Origin of the sequence: Saccharopolyspora indica (genome assembly GCF_027853965.1) — a bacterium.
Lineage (GTDB): Bacteria > Actinomycetota > Actinomycetes > Mycobacteriales > Pseudonocardiaceae > Saccharopolyspora > Saccharopolyspora indica.
On record NZ_JAQGLB010000019.1, the window covers coordinates 97,718 to 115,796 of the forward strand.

The following is an 18,079-nucleotide window of genomic DNA, read 5'->3' on the forward strand; positions in this document are numbered from 1 at the left end:
CACGGCTTGTCCACGGTTTCGACGCGAGGAACTTTCGAGGTGCACCAGTGGAAAACGAAGCCATGTCGGTGAATCCGGTCTACCAGGACCTGCTGGAGCAGCTGCAGCGGACGGCGGAGCGGATCCCGGAGACGCAACGGAGGATGATGGGCCAGCTCGGCGTCGCGTGGTCACCGGATCGCATGGTGAAGGCCGTGGTCGGGCCGCGGGGTCAGCTCGTCGACCTCGTGATCGACCCGCGGGTCTTCCGCCAGCCCAACGCCGCCGCGCTCACCACGATGATCCTGCAGGCCAGCCGCGACGCCGCGGACCAGGTGGCCCGCCAGGTGGACGAGATCATGCAGGAGCAGCTGCCGCCCGAGCTCACCGAACTGCGCGCCCGGCAGCCGCGCGAGGACCTCGGCCTGGGAGACCACTTCGCGGACCTGATGCGCAGCGATGCGCAGCGCTACGAAGAGCGGGAGGACCGGCCGTGAGCGATGCGCTGAACGTCAACGGCGGCCCGGAAGCGGTCGCGGCGCTGCTGCGCAGGCTCAGCGCGCTGGGCGAGGCCTATGCGAACGGAGCGGGCGGCGGGCAGCAGCAGATCAAGAGGCTGATGAGCGAGTCGGACACGTTCGGCGAGGACCGGATCGGTCGGCAGGGCAGGAAGCAGTTCCCCGACGCCGATGCGGTGTTCGACAACCGCGAGCACCTGGCCCGGCAGCTGCAGATCCTCGGCGAGAACGGCATCCAGGCGCTGGGCGCCTACGGCTCGGTCGACGACTTCTTCGCCGACCAGCACCGCAACGTCCAGCCCTGAGGGAGGTGCGCCGTGGGTGACGGGGTCCTCGACGAGTTCTCTCGGCAGGTGATGGCCTTCGGCGAGTGGGCCGACGGCTACATCGACGAGCTCAACGAGTTCCGGAGCTCCTGGGGCTTCCCGGTGCTTCCGATCCCGCGGCTGAGCAGCGTTTTCCGGCTGCTCATCGGCGAGTACCCGGAGGCCGACGAGAACAAGTCGGCGGAACTGGGCGAAGCGTGGTCCCAGGAGGCCGAGAGGGCGGTCGAGTTCCTCCGCGAAGCGCAGCTGGCGCTGGACGCCGTCAACGGCAGCTGGAACGGCGGGCTGGCCGCGTCGTCGATGGGCATGGCCTTCACCGAGCTGGCGCAAGCGGTCAACGACTACGCCACCACGGCGACCTCGTACGCCAAAGGTGCCTACGACTTCAACATGAGCGTGGTGCTGGCCAAGAACATCTTCCAGGGCAGCCTGCTGCTGCTGTGCTACGAGCTGATCCGCGCGGCAGTGGCAGCGGTGTTCACCATGGGCGGGTCGTTCCTCACCGTGCCACCCGCGATCGTCGCGGCTCGCAACGGCACCCGGATCGCGGTGACGCAGGCGCTGCAGCGCGTCGGCAGCATCTTCATCCAGCAGACCCTGCGACGGCTGGGGCTGCGCAGCGGCACCGTGGCGACGCGGCTCGGTGCTCGGACGTTCGCCGGTGCGGCGGCGCGGACCGCTCCGCCGCGGGTCGGCGGTCTCCTCGCGAACACGGTGGCCCGCCAGCAGAGCCGGCACCTGCTCCGCGAGGTGGTGGCGCTGGCGGCGGCCCGCGGCGCCACACCGGCGCTGCGCAGGGAAGCGGTCAGGTCGGTGCTGCGCAATCCCGCGGTGCGGCAGGCGATCCGGCAGCAGGTGGCGGCCAGGCTGGCCGGGCGATCCGTGCCCTTCGCCGCGGCGGTGACGCGAGAGCAAGCCGCGTTGATCAGCACCGTCGTGCGGCGCGCCGCTGAGCGGGGCGTGATGACGCGCCGCGGCGTCCTGGCGTTCACCACGAGGAATCTCCTGCAGCAGCGGGTGATCGGCTACGGCCTGCAGAGCGCGCTGAAGTTCGGCGTCGGCACGAACCTGTACGCCCAGTTCATGACCGTGATCGAGACCGACGGGCGGTACGAGATCGACCTGCGCTCCACGGCGGCGGCCTTCGTCGGCGCCAGCCTCGGCGGAGCGCCGCTCGGCCTGGCGAGCAGGTTGCCGGGCTTCGTGGCGCTCGGCGCGGTCGGCGGCGCGGCCGGATACGCCGGTGCCACTGCGGTGACCCACGCCGAGAAGGTCTGGGAGACGGCGACCGACCCCGGGAAGCTGTGGGACGCGGTGACCGACGTCGACGAGCTGTGGAAGAACGACCGCATCCGGCAGGAGATCGCGGACGCGGCCATCGGCGGCGCGATCGGCGGTTCGTGGGAGCGGTACATCGGCGAGCGCAGCTGGCACGAGGCCGGGCAGGGCATGGCGGTGCGGAACGTGATCGCCACCGGCCAGGCTCCCGACCTGGGCAACGTGCCCGGTGGCGGGGTGGCGCCCGCGATCGCGCAGCTCGGGCAGGACCCGGTCGCCGGGGCGACGCCCGAAGCCGGTCCGGCCGGAACCGCGGCGGGCGGCACCGCGGCGGGGGCTGCTGCGCAGAGCGGTGCGGGCGCAGGTGGTGCCGGGCAGGGCGGGGCGTCGGGTTCCGGCGGTTCCAACACCGGGCACGGTGGCGGTGCGCGCACGGGTGGCGGTGCCGCGGGGTCGGGCGGCTCAGGCGGCGGTTCGGGCAACGGCCGGGCCGGTGCGGCAGCGCCCGGCGACGACGGCGGGAACGGCGAGGGCAACGAGCAGGGCCCGGAGTCCGGGAAGCCGGAAGCGGGCACGCCGGAGCAGAGCGAGCAGGCCCGGACCGGCGAGCCGGAACGAACCGACCCGACCAGGACCGGCGACCAGGAAGCCGAACGGGTTCGGGCCGAGGAGCAGGAAGCCGGACGAAACCGCACCGGCGAACAGGAAACCGAACGCGGCCGCACCGGTGACCAGCAGACCGAACGCGGCCGCACCGGCGAACAGGAAACCGAGCAGACCGGTGATCGAGAGGCCGAACGGTCCCGCGATCAGGAAGGCCAGCAGTCCGGTGATCGCGAAGCCGAGCGGGCTGCCACCGACCCCGGGCAGGCCGACCCGGGCCGCGCTGCCAGTGAGAACGGCTCAGGGAACCAGGAAGCGGGTCGCGCCGAACCCGCAACGCGCTCCCCCGGGGCTCCCGAAGCCGACGACAACTCCGCAGGTCAAGCAGAGAACGAGAACCGGACCGGCGCACCAGAACCCGCTGCTGGACAAGCCGATCCGTCGAGCACCGAAACCGGCGACGGCTCCTCGCAACGCGAACCCACCGGCACGCCGGACGCCGAGCGCTCCGAAGCACCCGGTCCCCGCACGGCCCCGGACGAATCCGGTCGGCCCGACGGGCTGCGAGAACTCGGTTCGGTCGCACGGGCCGAACCGCTCCGGCTGGAGCCGCCGTCCCCGCCGGAAGATCCCGTCCGGATGCCGGATCTCGCCCGCGCCGGGGTGAGCGACCACCTCGTGGACCTGGTCCGGCAGGGCCTCGGCTCGCTCGACGTGGACACCGGGACCTTCACCGCCCAGGCCTCCACCGGCGAGGTCGTCCAGGTGCGGCTGGGGCTGCAGGACGACCTGCCCCCGGGCGAGTTCCAGGTGCTGCCGGGCGAGTTCGAGCTGACCCCGGCCGGTCACGTCCAGACCGCGCCCGCCGAGATCCGGATCTCCACCGCCACCACGCAGTACCCGGAAGCCGCGGGCGAGCTGGGCGGGCACCAGACCGCCGCGGCCCTGAGCCACCTGCTCGCCACCACTCCGGTCATCGCCTCCGGCGAGTTCACCGCCGCGCACGGCCGCACCCCGCTCCCGGCCGGGCAGGCGGACGTGCGCGCGTTCGGCCAACCACCGCCCCGCACCGCGCGGACCGAACCCGGTGCGCCGGGCACGATCCGGGAATCGGAACAGCTGCTGCACGAGGAGATCGCCCGGCGGCAGACCGAAACCACCCTCACCATCGCCGATTCCGACCCGATCGCCATCGCGGGCACGCCCGGCCAGACGCTGCTGGTGCACTACGCCCAGGCGGGCACCGACGTGGCGGTCGACCTGACCGTCGATCCCACCCTCGCCTCCGGCGAGGTCCAGGCCCGCGCCCCCGGCTGGCGCAACGACGGCACCAGCACGCTCCGCCAGACCGGCCCCGGCGAGGTCCGCGTGTCCACCGCGGGAACGCCGGAGCAGATGCGGTCGATGATCGAGGCAGGCCTCCGCGCGCTGCACCAGGACGTGCCGGTCCGCGACCACAACGCCCGCGACGACGCGCCGTCGGACGTCGCGCTCGCGCACTCCGCGGTGGTCGACGAAACGCTCCCGGGCATGGCGGAAGCCGCGCTGTGGCTCGCCGACCAGGGCGTTCGCGGGCTCACGCAGGACGAGCTGAACCAGCGGCTGCTGGCCGTCTTCCCCGGCCTGTTCAACGCCAACGGCCAGCAGCTGGAGTTCCGCGGCGCCCTGTTCTCCGTCGGCCTGACCTTCGGCGACGCCGCTCACGTGGCGACCGATGCGGTGCTGGGCAGGCGGCAGACCGCGCTGGTGGGCCTGCCGGAGCAGAGCAGCTCCGCTTCCCGGGGCACCAGCACCTCGGTGTCCGGGAAGGCCCCGCTGAGCCTGGCCACCGGCGGCACGGTCAGCGCGACCCCGCAGACCACCTGGAGCACCAGCGGCTCGCAGGGCACCACGACGGCGCAGCAGGCCCACGTCTCGCCCACCGACCAGCTCCGCGGCGAGTTCCTCCGCTACGACCTGACCGGCGTCAAGCTCTGGATCCGGGCCGAAGCCGGGGCCACCACCGAGGTCACCGCCGATCGGGCGATGTCGATCTGGGTGAACGCGGCCCACCAGCAACCGGCAGGCGACACCGTCGTCTTCGAGGGCGCGCGGCGCGACGAGGACGAGCTCGTCCGCGCCAGCCGCCTGCTCGACCTCGACGACACCGCGCAGGTGGTCGACGCCGTGCTGGCGCAGCTGCCCGCCGGGATGCGCGAGAACGACTTCGTCCGCGCGCAGGTGGTCGACCAGGTGCAGCGGCGGGCCGAAGCCGCCCTGCGCCCCGACGGCCTCCGGTTCGACGTCGCCGCCAAGCCCGGCGGGAAGGCGCACCGGGTGACGCTGCGGACGCGGGTGCGGTGGGACACCGCGGAACCGGCGCACGCGGCGGCGGCCGAGCTGGGCCACGGCCGGGTCGTGGCGGCGTACCACAGCGCGACCGGGTCGACCTCGCTGACGCGGACCTCCCAGAGCGGCTCGTCGGTGGGCCCGAAGGTGCTCGCCGCCTACAACTACCTGCGCGGACGCGGCGTGTCGGTCGGCTCGGACACCAGCACCGGGCACTTCATGCTGCTCGACGACCACGACTTCCGCCCCAAGCACACCTACCGCGTGCAGGTGACCACCGAGGTCGAGGTCGGGCAGCGAGCGGAGTCGGTCACCGGCCGCGGATTCGCGCAGCTGTCCGTGCAGGACGCGGCGAGCAACGGGCTGCCGGTCGGCCGCCGCGAGCTCCAGTACACGGAGGACGGTGAGATCGCGACCACGACGGTGCAGGAGCTCGTCCTCGACGGGCAGGGCAACGCGCTCACCGCACCGCGCGAGGTGCCGCTGGTGGCCCGCAGCGGCTACACCGCGCCCGGCGCGCCGAGCCGGAACCAGCTCCAGGACAGCGGTCCGACGCTGCTCGACCGCGTGGTCCGGATGACCGGCCTGCCCGCGGTGCGCGACTTCCTGCACACCGCGCTCACCGCGGGCAAGTTCACCGGCGTGGACGCCGTGCTCGCCCAGCTCACCGAGGAGGACGCGCAGGCCTGGATCGGCGAGGCGATGCAGGACGGATTCCTGATCCGGGTCGAGCCGCGCAACGGCGAGCCGCGCTGGGTGAAGGTCGAGGCGCGCTGGGAGCCCGAGCGCGCCGAGGAGATCAGCCGCATCGACCGGACGCAGCGCGTCAGCTCGCTGCTGACCAGCACCTCGCACAGCAGCACCGTCGAACTCACGCGCAGCCGCGGGCACGGCGCGACGGGCCTGCTGGGCAGCGGCCTCGGCGCGAACGCGAGCACCAGCCGCAGCGCGTCGATTGCGTTCAGCCAGTCGGAGAACGTCGGCACCCGGCTGGAATACCGCGGCGGCAACTCGGTGTGGCGGCTCCCGGTGGCGCTGGCGGTGAGCGTGGTGGACGCGACCGGCGCCCCGGTGCTCGACGCGGCAGGAGCCCCGGTTCGCGCGGAGATCGCCGACCAGGTCGTGGAGATCTCGGTGCCGACCGCCGTTGCGGTGGCCGGGCGGACGGTTCCGGTGGTGGATCCGGCCCAGTTCGCCGAGCTGGTCACCAGCATGCACTCCCTGCTGCACCTGGACGCCCGCGGCCTGGACGCCGCGGTGCGCAGCGCGATGCCGGTCACCGGTGCCTACGTGGACACCACCAACGCGAGCGCCCTCGCGCACATCGGCGAGTGGCTGTCGCACGGCGAGCTGGTCCGCCCCCGCGCACCGGACGGCGACGTGCGCGGCCGCGCGGAGATCACCGCGCGCCCCACCGGCCTGCGGGTGCTGAACCGGTTGACGAAGGTCGCGGCCGGGCCGATGGCGCTGTCCCAGGCCGGGCACAGCTCCAGCGCGGATCGTTCGCGCAGCGGCTCCGGCTCGTCCGACAGTTCGGGCGAGATGGCCGAGGCCGACCTCGTCGGCGCCTCCCAGGACCGCACCACCGGGACCACCGCGAACCAGAAGCGCGCTGGTGGCAGCGATGAGAACGTCATCACGCCCTACCACGACGGGCTCACCTTCGAAGCCGATCTGGACATCGCGGTCCGGGCCGGGGAAGCCGCGGGCGAGCAGGCACCGACCACCCCGCCCGCGGTGGTGCCCGGCAAGTTCCAGTTCGTGCTCAGCGCCCAGCAGGTCGTCGAGTTCTACGCCAACGGCAACGAACTCGTCGTCGACGCCGTCCCGGCCGCGACGATCGACGAGATGCTGACGGCCTGGGCCGACGACGCGCTACCGCTGGACCGCAGGGTCGCCGCGCGCGCCGTGCTGCGCCGAGCCGCCGAAACCGGGGAGATCAACCGGCGGCTCGTGGACCGCGCGCTGCGCGAGTACCCGTCCGCGATGACGCGAATGCTGGGCCGCACCAACGAGGAGGCGAGCACCGAGCTGACGCGTTTGCTGGCGGACACCGACGAAGAGCTGGTGCTGAACTACCGCTTCCGGCCACCGGGCTACCAGCCGGGCAGCGGCCTCGGTCCCGGCGTGGTGAGCGGCTGGCAGGCCGACGTGCTCCCGCTGTGGCAGGCGAAGGAGCTCCTGGCGCAGCTCGACGTCGCCGACACCGCCGGGCTCGAAGAGCGGCTGCGCAGCGCCCTCGCGCCCGGCGAAGCGCTCAACCACACGCAGGGCAAAGCGCTGGCCAGCGGCGGCACCGACCTGTTCAGCGGCCTGATCCGCCGCAACGGCCGCTGGATGCGGCTCACCGTGACCTACCAGGTGACCCCGGACGGCCAGGCCACCGCCACCGGCACCGAACCGGGAGCGACCTCGTCGATGGGCCACCGGCACCGCGCCGGCGACAGCACCACCAGCAGCACCACCAGCACCAGGAGCAAGTCCCAGAACCTCACCGCCGACCACGGTGTCGGCGAAAGCGATGTCGGCGGCACCGGCAGCACCAGCCACGGCCTGAGCCGGACCAGCCGCACGACCACCTCGCACGCCGAGGTCAGCGAACCCGGCGTGGTCGACTCCAGCGGTCTGGTCCGGTTCGAGCGCCCGGCCCAGGCCTGGTTCACCGCGAAGCTCGAAACCGCGCCGCTCGGCCCGATCGGCGTCGTGCGCGCACTGCTGCCCGGCGAACCACCGGTGGACAGCCCGAAGTCGACCGGAACGCTGTCCTTCAAGCACGCGATGCACCGCGCGCGCCCCGAGGTCCACGGCCCGCGCGAAGCGGCCGACCACCGCAGGCTGACCAGGCTGCCTGACAACGTGACCAGCCGCATCGTCGAATGGAGCATGCGCGACCTGCTCCCGTCCGCCGAAGCCGCCGTGCGGAAGGTGCTCCGCGCCGCCTGGCAGCGGCCGCAGCAGCTGCCCGCGGCGAACAACCTGACCCACGCGATCCAGCGGGACTTCACCGCCCAGCGCGGCAAAGCGCTGTGGCACGGCCTGTCCTCCGGCCTGCCGGCGCTGGTCGGCACCTACCCGGCGTCACCGCTGCACAACGTCGCCGTCGACGTGCGGCTGCAGAACTTCGAGATGCAGGTCGTGCGGCGCTACGAACGAGGCGAGCACGGGACCTACGGGCTGGACCGGGCGCAGCGCACCACCTCGCAGAGCCGCGGTCGGAGCCGGACCGACTCGGCCGGTGCGGTGGGCGACCTGCCCGGCGACGTGATCGACGGCGAGGTCCCGCTCGCCCCGGGCGTGAAGCGGAGCACCACGACCAGCGGCTCGGCGGCGGAGCAGAGCGGCGCGTGGGCGCAGTCGGAGGCTGAGGACGTCAACCCGCGCGCGCTCGTGCGGCTGCGGGCCCGCTTCACCGTCACCGCGACCATGAACGAGCAGACCGATCCCGCCCTGCCCGTCGCCCAGCGGCACGTCGGCGTCGACGCCGACCCGGTCGACATCTACGTGGAAGTCCCCGCCGAACAGCTCGACGCGCTGCAGAACGCGCTCAGGAACGAGAAGGCGTGGCAACTCACCCAGGACGCTCAGCTGCCGGAAGGCAAGCTCAAGGGCGTGCTGCGCGCGTTGGCCAGGCGCGACCAGGCGGCCGAGGAGCAGGCCGTCGACCTGAACGCCGCGATGCGAGCAGCGGAACAGCGCTCGGACCACGATCCGCAGCACCCGCACCGCTCCCTCGCCGCGCACGTGCGCGAAGAGCACGCCGAGCTGACATCGCCCGGCTCGAAGCTCCACCTGACCGACGACGCCACGGCGGCGCAGCTGGCGCACGACCAGCGGACGACCGAGCGGATGCACGCCTTCCTCGACGAGATCGCCCAGTCCGCACCGACGGTCGACGTCCAGCCGCTGCGCACCGTGGTCACCGAGCTGGAGCGCGCGGCAGCCGCCGTCGCGACGGAGCGAGCAGCGGTGCAGCAAGACCCGGCGGCGCGGAACCGCTTCGAGAACGCGATGCAGAACTGGCGCAACGCACGTCAGGACCTGCGCGCGATGCTCGTCCAGCACGAGGCGACCGGCGCGGAGCGGACCTGGATGGCGCGGTTCGACCCCGGCGCCCCCACCCGCGCCGGGCAGCTGGCGGCGATCCTGGAGACCGCCGCCCAGCTCACCGGCCGCCGGTGGACGCCCCCGGCCGAACTCGACCGGGCACCGCTGGACCCGGTCGAGCTCGCGCGCGGCCTGGCCGCCGAGCTGTCCTTCGCCGAGACGGCCGCCGTCGAGATCGAGCTCTCGGTGATCGGCGGCGACGGCACCACCACCCGGGTCCGCATCACCGGCGACGGCGAGGTGCACCCGATCACCGAGCCACCGCCACCACCGGGACCGCCACCGGCCCCGCGCTGGCCGGAAACACCGCCGCGCCCCTCTGTCCCGCCGCAACCGGAGGAACCGGAGGAGGAGCCCGACGAGACCGAGGAACGGCTGGCAGAGCTGGGAATCGCACGCCACCCGGACGACAGCACCGCGTGGGCCGTCCGGCTGCCGGACGGCAGGAAGGCGGTCCTGCGCGTGGTGGGCGGGCAGCTGCTGGCCGCGCGATCGCCCGACGCGAGCATCTCGGTCCCGCTCAGCCGCGTGCCCCGGGGCCGCCGGGAGCTCGACGTGCTCGTGGGCATGGCCTTGCGGAAGGCCGACGATGCCTGAGCTACTCGCGGACGGCGTCCAGCAGGTCGTCGAGGGTCAGGGTGCGGAGCTCGTCGCGCGTCGGGCGGCGGCCGAGGCCCCGCAAGCGCGTCGACTGGGACTTGCGCATGCGCTCCAGCAGCTTGCGCGCCTCGCGGGCGTTGCCGAAGTTCTCGTCCCGGGGAACCAGCGTGAACCACTCCAGCAGCGCCAGGTCCAGCTCCTCGCCGAGCAGGTAGTCGTCGCCGCGCGCGAGGTGGCCGCTGATCGAGACCAGCTGCTCCGGCGTGTAGTTCTCGAACTCCAGCGTCTTGGCGAACCGGGAGGCCAGACCGGGGTTGGCGTCGAGGAACTCGCGCATCTCCGAGGTGTAGCCCGCGACGATCACGGCGACCTCGTCGCGGTGGTCCTCCATCAGCTTGACCAGCGTGTCGATCGCCTCCTGCCCGAAGTCCGCGCCGCCACCGCTGGAGCGGGACAGCGTGTAGGCCTCGTCGATGAACAGCACGCCGCCGCGCGCCTCGTCGAACGCGCTGGCCGCCTTCTCCGCGGTGTGCCCGATGTACTGGCCGACCAGATCGCGCCGGGACACCTCCTTGAACCGCCCGTGCGGCAGGATTCCCAGCGCCTTCAGCAGATCGCCGTAGACGCGGGCCACGGTGGTCTTGCCGGTGCCGGGTGCGCCGGTGAACACCAGGTGGTTGCTGACCGCGTTGACCGACAGGCCTTCGCCGCGCCGCCACTCGTTGACCTGGATCTCGTCGATCAGCGCCCGCACCTCGGCCTTCACGCCGGTCAGGCCGATCATGCCGTCGAGCTCGCCGAGCAGCTGGTCCACCTGCTCCTGGTCCTGCCTGCTGCCGCTGGACGCCGACGCACCCACCGGCGGCTTGCCCGGGGCGTCGTCGCGCACCTCGGTGCGCGCGCCCTCGTCGATCAGCACACCGGGCGCGGCGGTGTTGTCCACCCGGCAGTTCTCGACCACGCCGCCGCACCCGCGCCCGACCGAGATGCCCACGCCCTGCGTGTCGTGCACCCAGCACTCGACGATGTTCGGGGAGGTCTGGTCGGCCACCGCGATCCCGGCATCACCGGTCTGCGAGATGTCGCAGCGCTCCAGGCCGGAACCGCCCGCCTGGTACATGTAGACGCCGCGGAAACCGGCGCCCCGCACCGTGCAGTGCCGCAGCACGGCCCGCGCGCCGAGCCGCACGATCACGGCATCGTCCCCGATGTCCCGGATCTCGCAGCTCTCCACCACGCCGTCGGCGTTCTCGATGATCAGCCCGCACTGCGAGTCGCTGATCCGGCCGCCGCGCACCGCCACGTCCGCGCCGTCGCCGACGCTGATCGCCGCGGCGCGGGCCGCGGTGGCCGCGCAGTCCGCGATCGTCGCGCTGCCACCGGAGATCCGGATCGCCGGCCGCGCATCGCCGACCACCGCGAGCCCGCTGAGCTCCACGGTGCCGCCCACCACCGACACGGTGGGCTGGTCGAGCAGCGGCGAGGTGATGGTGACCGTGCCGGGCTCGCGGGCCGCGATCGTCACGCGCGCACCTCGGATCTCCAGCTGCTCCTCGTACTCGCCGGGCGCGACGGAGATGACCGCGCCGTCGGCGGCGGCCTCCAGCGCATCCCGAATGGTCGGCAGCGCACCGCGCTGGTCTGGGGAAACGGAGAGCGTGCGTGCCATGGCTCCGAGCAAATCTCGCGGGAACAGTTGCCGTGCGAGGACAAGCTACCCCAGGGCCCGCCCCGGGAAGTAGATCCGATGACCAGGAAGGCGGTTTCGGTTGGAAGCGCAGTGGAATCCCGCCAACGCGGTGGAGAAGGAACTGGTCGCGGCCCTGGAAGCGGGCGAGAGCAAGCGATTCGCGGAAGTGGTGCTCTCCGCGCCGCTCTACCTCCCGGTGCTGCCCGCGCAGGGCACCGACATGCGCCGCGAGCTGAACGAGTACCTCCCGCTGGAGCGAAGGCACGTCCTGGCGTTCACCTCGCGCGAAGGACTGGCCCGGGCGCTCGAACCGTTCGCCCTGGGGCACCGGGAGATCAGCGCGACGACGCTCATGCAGCACTGGCCGCACCCCGACTACGTGCTGGCGCTGAACTTCGACCTGCCGATCGGCGTGGTCATGGCACCGGACTCGCTGACCCGGATGGCGGCGGGCGAGGAGTTCCTGCTGCCCGCCGAGGACGCCGAAGCCGTGGTGCAGGCGCAGATCCGCCGCCGGTGCCTCGCCGAGCTCGGCGGCGACCCGGGCGATGCCGGACCGGCCAACGAACTGGAAGCGGCCCTGGCCGAGGCCATCGCCGAGCAGGACTTCGAGTCCTACCTGGCCACGCTGATCAGTGCCGACGTCCTGCTGCCGCTCACCGCCCCGATCACCGAGGACCGCGACTTCCCGTGGCTGATCACCGGCACCGCGCTGCCCGCCTTCACCTCGGAGGAGCTGCTGCACCGCACCGCGCCGGGCATCGAGCACTTCACCCGGCTGCCGTTCCTCGTCCTCGCCGCCAACTGGCCCGCCGAACGCCCGGCCCTGTGCCTGAACCCGGGCAGCGGCACCGAGCTGATCAGCAGCGCCGAGATCCTCGACGAGATCCTCGCGGGCGCGGCCGACGCGCTCACCGAAACCGGCTGAATCCGGCCGAGCAGGAACCGAAAGCGGCACCGGGTCGTCGAAACCGACGTGGGGATCGGGAATTCGCGCCATCGGTGCCGCAACGAGCTCAACGCTTGAACGATCTTCGATGTGGGGTGGTCTTGTGGGCACGACCGGGAGCACGCTGGGGCGGTTGGTCCGCGGATTCCGGAAGCGGGCCGGGCTGACCCAGCTCCAGGCCGCTGAGCAGGCCGGGCTGAGCGCCGCGGGACTGCGCGATGTGGAGCAGGGCCGGGTGGTCCGGCCGCGGGTGTCGACGTTGCGGCAGTTGGGCGAAGTCCTCGCGCTGTCCCGGATCGAGCTCGAATCGCTGATCCGCGAGGCGGGCGGCGAGAACGGCAGCGGCCTGCGCGTCGAGGTGCTCGGACCGCTGCGGGTCTCGGCGGGCGGCGAAGCGGTGGATCCCGGATCGGAGACCCAGCGCGTGCTGCTCGGGCTGCTCGCGCTCTCGCCGAACGAGCCGGTGGCGCGGGACGCCCTGGTGGAGGCGGTGTGGGGCGAGCGATCCACCGCGGGCTCGGCGGATCTGCTGCAGTCCCGGGTGTCCCGGCTGCGGCGCAGGTTGCAGGCCGAGGCGGAGGAACCGGTGCTGATCGCCGACCGCGGCGGGTACCAGCTCGTGCTCTCCGAGGGCCAGCACGACCTGCTGGTGTTCCGCCGACTGGTCACCGCGGCCCGCCAGGCGCCCAAGGCCACCGAAGCGTGCGCGCTGTTCGCCGACGCCGTGGCGCTGTGGCGCGGTGAGCCGCTGGAGGGCCTGGCCAGCCTGCAAGAACACCCGCTGATCACGGCCCTCGTCCGCGACTTCCGCGCAGTGCTGGTGGAATACGCCGCCGTCGCGGCCGAACTGGGCCGCCACCAGGAAGTCCTGCCGCACCTGCAACGCATCGCCGATGCCGACCCGCTGCACGAAGCCGTGCACGCCGCGCTGATGATCGCCCTGGCGGGCAGCGGCCAGCAAGCGGCCGCGCTCACCACCTTCGACGCCCTGCGCCGCAGGCTCGCCGACGAGCTGGGCGCCGATCCCGGGCCCGAGCTGACCGCCGCGCACCAGCGGGTGCTGCGCCAGGAGGTGCCGCGCCCGGAGTTCACCCCGGTCAGCGCGCACCGGCAGCTGCCGCCGGACATCGGCGAGTTCACCGGCCGGGAGACCGAGCTGGCCGCGCTGCGCGCGAACCTGCCGCACGTCGGCGGCTCGGCGGTGAAGGTGGTGCTGATCGAGGGCATGGGCGGCGTCGGCAAGACGCGGCTCGCGGTGCACGCCGCGCACCGGCTGCTGGCCGACGGCCGGTTCAGCGACTGCCAGCTCTACGTGGACCTGCGCGGCCACTCCGACCAGCCGCCCGCCGACCCGGCCGCGGTGCTGGCCTCCTTCCTGCGGCTGCTCGGCGTGCCCGACGACCACATCCCGTCCCGCGCCGACGAGCGGATGATGCTGTTCCGCGACCGCCTCTTCGACAAGAAGGCGCTGGTGCTGCTGGACAACGCCGCCACCGAGGACCAGGTCACGCCGCTGCTGCCGTCCGGCGCGGAGAACATGGTGCTGATCACCAGCCGCGGCACGCTGGCGCTGGACGGCGCGCGCACCCTGCCGCTGGACGTGTTCACCCCGGCCGAAGCGGGCGACATGCTGACCAAGGCGGTCGGCCGCGACCGCGTCGAGGTGGACCCCTCGGCGGCGCGGAGCCTGGTGGAGCTGTGCGGCCGATTACCGCTCGCGGTGGCGCTGGCCGCGCGCCGATTACAGGCGCGTCCGAAGTGGACGGTGCGAGACCTGGCGGGACGGCTGGCCGAGTGCGACGACCGGCTGCACGAGCTGGTCGCCGGAAACCGCCGCCTCCGCAGCGTTTTCGACCTCTCCTACCAGGCCCTGGACCCCGTCGAGCGGCGGATGTTCCGGCTGCTGGGCCTGCACCCGGGCGACGAGTTCACCGCCGACTCGGTGGCCGCGCTGGCCGGCACCACGGCCGGTGAGGCCCGCTTCCTGCTGGACCGCCTGGTCGACGAGCACCTGGCCACCGTGGTCACCAAGGACCGCTACCGGCTGCACGACCTGCTCGCCGAGTACGGCCGCGGGCGCGTCCGCGACGAGGACCCCGCAGCGCAGCGCTCCGCCGCGATCACCCGCGTGCTGGACTTCTACCTGCACAGCACGGCCGCCGCGACCCGCCTCCTGCAACCCCACCAACCCGCGCTGCCGCTGGTCGGCAGCGAGCCCGTGCACCGCCCGGCACTGGAAACACCGGTCTCGGCACGCCAGTGGCTCGACGCCGAACGCGCCTGCCTGATCGCGGCGGTGCGGCTCGCCGCGGCGCACGGCTGGCCGACGCACGCCTGGCAGCTCACCCGATCGCTGCGCGAGTACCTGCGCCTCTACGGCTACGGGCACGACCACGACTGGGTGCGCGCGCACGAAGCAGCTCTGGCCGCCGCGATCGCCGCCCACGACACCACCGGCGAGGCGCTCACCAGGGCCGACCTGGCCGCGACCTACCTCGACCTCGGCCGCGGCGCGGAAGCCCGCGAGCACCTGTACCGCGCGCTGGAGTTCCACCGCAGCGCCGGAGACCGCGAGATGGAGACGAGCACGCTGGAATCGCTGGGCATCGCGTGCTTCCGGCTGGGCGAGTTCGACGAAGCGCTACAGCACTTCCGCGACGCCACCGAGCTGTGCACCGGCGACGACCCGTTCCGCCAGGGCGTGCTGCACAGCGGCACCGGAAACACCCTGGCCGCGAAGGGATTCCTGCCCGACGCGCTGACCTGCCTGAACACCGGCCTCGAACTGTCCAGGCGGGCGGGCGACATCGACGGCCAGTCCATCGCGCTGGCCGACATCGGCGACGCGCACCGCCGCCTGGGAGACCACCAAGCGGCACTGGACTTCCTGGACCAGGCGCTGGAGCTGGCGATGAGCCACGGCCTGACGCCGAAGGTCGCCTACGCCCGCCACCGCATCGGCAAGGTCTACCGGGAACTGGGCCGCTACCCGGAAGCCACCGCGAACCTGCAGACCGCGCGCCGCGTGGTGGCGAAGGTGGGCGGCCCGGCGGCGGAGAGCGAAGTGCTCATCGACCTGGGCGCGGCGCACCGCGAGGTGGGCGACCTCACCGCGGCGAACGTGCTGCTGCACAAGGCCCTGAGCCTGGCAACCAGCCGCGGCGAACGCCACCAGCGGGAGCTAGCGCTGAAGGAACTGGCTGAACTCGCCGAATCCTGAGTCAGCTGAGGGAGAGGTCCGAGCGCAGGTGCACGTCGGCGATCTCGCCCGGCGGCAGAGCGTCGAGGAGCTCGGAAACCCGGCCGTGCCCGGGCAGCACCGCGTCCGGATCGATCGCCAGCCACGGGATCAGCACCGTCGCGCGGCTCGGCGTTCCCGGGTGCGGGAGCAGGAGCTCCGGGTCCTCGCTGCGGACGTCGTCCACGCTGACCACGTCCACGTCCAGCGTGCGCGGACCCCAGCGCTGCTCGCGAACCCGCTCCGCCTGCTGCTCCAGCTGCTGGCCGCGCCGCAGCCAGCCCCACTCGTCCAGCTCCGGCGACTCCACGACCAGCACCGCGTTGAGGAAGTCCGGCTGGTCGGTGACGCCCCACGGCGCCGTCTCGTACACCGGCGAAGCCGCCACCAGCACGTCGGCGAACCCCTCGACGGCGATCCGCAGGTAGCTGAGCCGGTCCCCGAGGTTCGAGCCCAGCGAAAGCACTGCCCTGCTCATCAACGTCCTCCTCGCCCGGTGCCCCGGGCAGTTTTGCCTAAAACCGACCACGGCCTGTGCCCGGCACGGCCGGGCGATTTTGCCTAGAACTGGCCGCGGCCGCCGCGGCGGGAGCGGCGGATGGTCACCGCCACGTCGGCGAAGGTCAGCGGGATCGGCGCGCTCGGCTTGTGGATGGTGACCTCGGTGGCGTACACCCGCTCGTCGGTCATCACGTCGTCGGCGATCTCGCCGGCCACCGCCTCGATCAGGTCCTTCGGCGGCCCGGCCACGATCGCCGCCGCGCGCTCGGCCAGCTCGCCGTAGTGCACCGTCTTGGCCAGGTCGTCGCTGGAAGCGGCCTCGCCGAGGTCGATCCAGACCGTGATGTCGACGAAGAAGTCCTGCCCGTCGCGCTTCTCGTGGTCGAAGACGCCGTGGTTGCCGCGAACCTTCAGGCCGGTCAGCGTGATCCGGTCAGCCACCGAACTCCCCTCCGCTGCGCCACGCGGCGGTCACCGCGACGGCGTCCAACGATTGCCGAACGTCGTGCACCCGCACGCCCCACGCGCCGCGGTCGGCGGCCAGCGCCGAGACCACCGCGGTCGCCGTCTCGCGCCCGGCGGGCGGTCGCGGGCTTCCCTCGGCATCGGCCAGCAGCCGGCCCAGGAAGCGCTTGCGCGAAGCCCCGACCAGCACCGGGAACCCCAGCTCGACGAAGACGTCCAGCCGCTGCAGGAGCTGCCAGTCGTGCCGCCCGGTCTTCGCGAAGCCCAGGCCCGGGTCCAGCACCACGGCCTCCGCCGCCACCCCGGCCCGCAGCGCGATGTCGACCTGCCGCAGCAGCTCGTCGCGCACCTCGGCGACCACGTCGGAGTAGTCGGCGAGGCTGTTCATGTCCTTGCTGTGGCCGCGCCAGTGCATCAGCACCCACGGCAGCCCGGTGTCGGCCGCCACGCGCGCCATGTCCGGATCGGCCAGCCCGCCGGAGACGTCGTTGATCACCGCCGCCCCGGCCTCCGCGGTGGCCGCGGCGACCGCGGCGCGGGTGGTGTCGACGCTGACCGGCACGCCCGCCGCGACCAGCTCGCGGACCACCGGCAGCACCCGGCCGATCTCGGTGCCGGCGTCGACGCGCTCCGAACCGGGCCGCGTCGACTCGCCGCCGACGTCGATGATGTCGGCGCCCAGCCGGTGCATCTCCACGCCGTGCGCGACGGCCGCGTCGCGGTCCAGGTAGCGCCCGCCGTCGGAGAACGAATCCGGGGTCACGTTCAGCACGCCCATCACCGCGCACCGCTCGGGCTGCGGCAACCGCGGATGCATCAGCGTCCCCTGATCAGCGACAACGCCTCGGCGCGCGAGGACGCCGAACTGCGGAACTGGCCGCGCACCGCCGACGTCGTGGTGGTGGAACCGGCCTTGCGCACCCCGCGCATGCCCATGCACAGGTGCTCGGCGTCGATCACCACGATCACCCCGCGCGGCTCCAGCCTGCGCACCAGCGCGTCGGCGACCTGCGAGGTCAACCGCTCCTGCACCTGCGGCCGCTTGGCGTAGAGGTCGACCAGCCGGGCCAGCTTGGACAGCCCGGTCACCCGCCCCTTCTCGTTCGGGATGTACCCCACGTGCGCGTACCCGTGGAAGGGCAGCAGGTGGTGTTCGCACTGCGAGTACACCGGGATGTCGCGGACCAGGACGAGCTCCTCGTGGGCCTCGTCGAAGGTCTTGTCCAGGACCTCGTCCGGGTTGAGGTAGAGCCCGGCGAAGAGCTCCTGGTAGGCGCGGGCCACGCGGGCGGGCGTGTCGCGCAGGCCGTCCCGGTCCGGGTCCTCACCGGCGGCGAGCAGCAGCTCGCGCACCGCTGCCTCGGCGCGCGCGTGGTCGAACTGGGGCGCGTGAAAAGAGCCGTCGGGACGGGAGTCGCCTCCCGCCCCGATCGGCTCGTCGACCGAACTGGTCAATTCTTCGTTCCTCCACTGACCGGATCGCCGTGCGGCGAGCCGGTA

10 protein-coding genes are annotated in these 18,079 nt (G+C 73.0%); 5 read left to right on the plus strand and 5 right to left on the minus strand.

Annotated features, from left to right (window positions below; all coding sequences use genetic code 11):
* Positions 1 to 47: 47 nt before the first annotated feature.
* Genes OU416_RS31385 through OU416_RS31395 form a run of 3 tightly spaced genes read left to right on the plus strand, consistent with a single transcriptional unit; the run spans position 48 to position 9,733 of the window.
* Positions 48 to 476 carry a YbaB/EbfC family nucleoid-associated protein gene (locus tag OU416_RS31385; protein WP_270930671.1) on the plus strand — a complete coding sequence of 143 codons (429 nt, stop codon included), beginning with the start codon at positions 48 to 50 and terminating at the stop codon, positions 474 to 476.
* Entirely contained in the window at positions 473 to 802 is a 330-nt protein-coding gene (locus OU416_RS31390; RefSeq protein ID WP_270930672.1) for a hypothetical protein, read from the plus strand. The genes OU416_RS31385 and OU416_RS31390 overlap by 4 nt, the downstream gene beginning before the upstream one ends.
* Positions 803 to 814: 12 nt before the next feature.
* On the plus strand, positions 815 to 9,733 hold the full coding sequence (locus OU416_RS31395) for a WXG100-like domain-containing protein (RefSeq protein WP_270930673.1): 8,919 nt from the start codon (positions 815 to 817) through the stop codon (positions 9,731 to 9,733).
* Between the two features lies 1 nt (position 9,734).
* Here OU416_RS31395 and OU416_RS31400 read toward each other — a convergent pair whose 3' ends face one another.
* A complete protein-coding gene (locus OU416_RS31400) occupies positions 9,735 to 11,405 on the minus strand; it encodes a right-handed parallel beta-helix repeat-containing protein (RefSeq protein WP_270930674.1) in 1,671 nt (556 codons plus the stop codon).
* Positions 11,406 to 11,505: 100 nt separating this feature from the next.
* Between OU416_RS31400 and OU416_RS31405 the strand changes: the two genes are divergently transcribed.
* The gene (locus tag OU416_RS31405) at positions 11,506 to 12,354 is read left to right on the plus strand and encodes an SseB family protein (RefSeq protein WP_270930675.1); all 849 of its coding nucleotides are present in this window, start codon (positions 11,506 to 11,508) and stop codon (positions 12,352 to 12,354) included.
* A gap of 124 nt (positions 12,355 to 12,478) precedes the next feature.
* Positions 12,479 to 15,595 carry a tetratricopeptide repeat protein gene (locus tag OU416_RS31410; RefSeq protein ID WP_270930676.1) on the plus strand — a complete coding sequence of 1,039 codons (3,117 nt, stop codon included), beginning with the start codon at positions 12,479 to 12,481 and terminating at the stop codon, positions 15,593 to 15,595.
* A 1-nt stretch (position 15,596) separates the two neighbouring features.
* Here the strand turns inward: OU416_RS31410 and folK are convergent, their stop codons facing one another.
* The 4 genes from folK to folE form a co-directional block, all read right to left on the minus strand.
* Entirely contained in the window at positions 15,597 to 16,091 is a 495-nt protein-coding gene (gene folK / locus OU416_RS31415) for a 2-amino-4-hydroxy-6-hydroxymethyldihydropteridine diphosphokinase (RefSeq protein ID WP_270930677.1), read from the minus strand.
* An 83-nt stretch (positions 16,092 to 16,174) separates the two neighbouring features.
* Positions 16,175 to 16,555, minus strand: coding sequence for a dihydroneopterin aldolase (gene folB, locus OU416_RS31420; RefSeq protein ID WP_270930678.1), 381 nt, complete (start codon positions 16,553 to 16,555; stop codon positions 16,175 to 16,177).
* Complete coding sequence (gene folP / locus OU416_RS31425) at positions 16,548 to 17,396, minus strand: dihydropteroate synthase (protein ID WP_270930679.1); 849 nt, start codon at positions 17,394 to 17,396, stop codon at positions 16,548 to 16,550. Before folP ends, folB begins: the two co-directional genes overlap by 8 nt.
* A complete protein-coding gene (gene folE, locus OU416_RS31430; RefSeq protein ID WP_270930745.1) occupies positions 17,396 to 18,010 on the minus strand; it encodes a GTP cyclohydrolase I FolE in 615 nt (204 codons plus the stop codon). Before folE ends, folP begins: the two co-directional genes overlap by 1 nt.
* Positions 18,011 to 18,079 lie beyond the last annotated feature (69 nt).

Coding starts and splice junctions, on each gene's coding strand:
- folP (WP_270930679.1), bottom strand. CDS start 17,396: ATGCATCCGCGGTTGCCGCAGCCCGAGCGGTGCGCGGTGATGGGCGTG.
- OU416_RS31400 (WP_270930674.1), bottom strand. CDS start 11,405: ATGGCACGCACGCTCTCCGTTTCCCCAGACCAGCGCGGTGCGCTGCCG.
- folK (WP_270930677.1), bottom strand. CDS start 16,091: ATGAGCAGGGCAGTGCTTTCGCTGGGCTCGAACCTCGGGGACCGGCTC.